The organism is Flavobacterium bomense (assembly GCF_003970355.1).
In genome coordinates this window covers 1-1,745 of record NZ_RYDJ01000062.1, presented here as the reverse complement: position 1 = coordinate 1,745, position 1,745 = coordinate 1, and the positions used below count along the sequence as shown (strand labels likewise).

Genomic DNA, 1,745 nt, shown 5'->3' with positions numbered 1-1,745 from the left:
ATATTCCGATTTAAAATATTGAAGATAGCAGGTATCAGATTTCAGTTTGCTTTCGGTTTGAAAACATAAAACTGTATCTAAAAATCTCCAATCTAAAACATGAAACAGTAACCGGAACCTGCTATCTGATACCTACAATCTACAATCTGCCACCTGCTAACTGAAAACTGCAATCTATTTTTTTTGTTTAATGAAAATTACGTACATTAGCATCACTTTTTAGGTCTATATACGTAAAAATGAAATTAAAAATTAAGTAGGATATGAGTAATCCCATTCGAGTTGTTCTGGCAGATGATCACGTTTTTGTAAGAGATGGCATCAAATCATTATTAGAAAACGAAGCTAATATTGAAGTAGTTGGCGAAGCTACCGATGGTTTAGAAGCTTTAAAATCAGTCGAAATCAATCAGCCCGATTTATTAATTCTTGACATTAGAATGCCTAATTTAACCGGTATTGAAGTAGTCGAAAAACTGCGAAGTCAAAATAATTTAGTAAAAATTGTAATGCTTTCGATGCATGAATCCGAAGAATATGTATTAAAATCTATCAAAGCGGGTGCCGATGGGTATTTGTTGAAAGGATCTAGCAAAGAAGAATTCCTCAAAGCATTGAACGCTGTTTCCGAAGGTGGAAAATATTTTAGTGGCGATATTTCGTCCATATTGATTAGTCAACTTACCCATCCAACAACTTTTTCAGAGGTAAAACAGCCCATCGGAGACGAAATGATGATTACCAAAAGAGAAAAAGAAATACTTAGGTTATTATTGTCAGGCAAAGGAAATAAAGAAATTGCAGAAGCTTTAGACATTAGTAAACGTACTGCCGAAGTACATCGTTTTAATCTAATGAAAAAATTGAAAGTCAAAAATCTTATAGAACTTTCAAATAAAGCAAATGAATTTTCATTGCTCTAATTCTTTATTATTTAAAGAGTTAAGATTTCTGGATTACGTTACTAAGTATTTATTAAGTATAAATACGTAATTGTTTTTCATAACCTGCCAAAACGCAGGTTTTTATACACTGTTAGTACTTATTTTTGTCAAAAAAATAAGTATTTATGACAACTACAAACTCTTTATCGCAATCCCATCGAATTTTATTTTTAAACACATTAGCCTTCACTGTTTGTTTTGCATGTTGGACGCTTAATGGTGTTTTAGTTACTTTTTTAGTCGATAATGGAATATTCAAATGGAGCGTCGTACAAGTCGGCTGGCTTTTAGGAATTCCAATTTTAACGGGTTCCATTATGCGTTTACCAATAGGAATGTTGACGGATAAATACGGAGGTAAATATGTATTTTCCTTCTTGCTTTTGTTGTGTTCGATTCCGTTGTTTTTACTTCCTTTAGCGGATAGCTTTTTTATGTTTGCTGTACTTAGTTTTTTGTTTGGAATGGTGGGAACTAGTTTTGCTGTGGGAATTGGTTTTACTTCTATTTGGTATCCAAAAGAATGGCAGGGAAGATCTCTTGGGATTTTCGGAATGGGGAATGCTGGAGCAGCAATTACGACTTTTATGGCGCCTTCTTTATTGAATGAATTTTCTATTGACGACCCACAAAATGGTTGGAAATTATTACCTGTTATTTATGGTGTGGCCTTACTAGTTATTGGAATGTTATTCTTGATTTTTGCCAAAAACAAAAAATTAGAAAACAATACAAAAACCGTTTCTCAAATGCTAGGTTCCTTAAAAAGTGTACGTGTCTGGCGATTTGGAGCTTATTATT

General features: G+C 33.0%; 2 protein-coding genes. Both read left to right on the top strand.

Going from position 1 to position 1,745, the window contains the following annotated elements:
* Positions 1–263: 263 nt before the first annotated feature.
* Positions 264–923 carry a response regulator transcription factor gene (locus EKL98_RS15535; RefSeq protein ID WP_126563105.1) on the top strand — a complete coding sequence of 220 codons (660 nt, stop codon included), beginning with the start codon at positions 264–266 and terminating at the stop codon, positions 921–923.
* 146 nt (positions 924–1,069) lie between these two features.
* Positions 1,070–1,745, top strand: a 676-nt coding sequence (locus EKL98_RS15530; RefSeq protein WP_126563104.1) for an MFS transporter, incomplete at its 3' end; no start/stop codon positions are given.

Bases quoted from the DNA above. Each gene is read 5' to 3' on its own strand.
- EKL98_RS15535 (WP_126563105.1), top strand. From the start codon at position 264: ATGAGTAATCCCATTCGAGTTGTTCTGGCAGATGATCACGTTTTTGTA.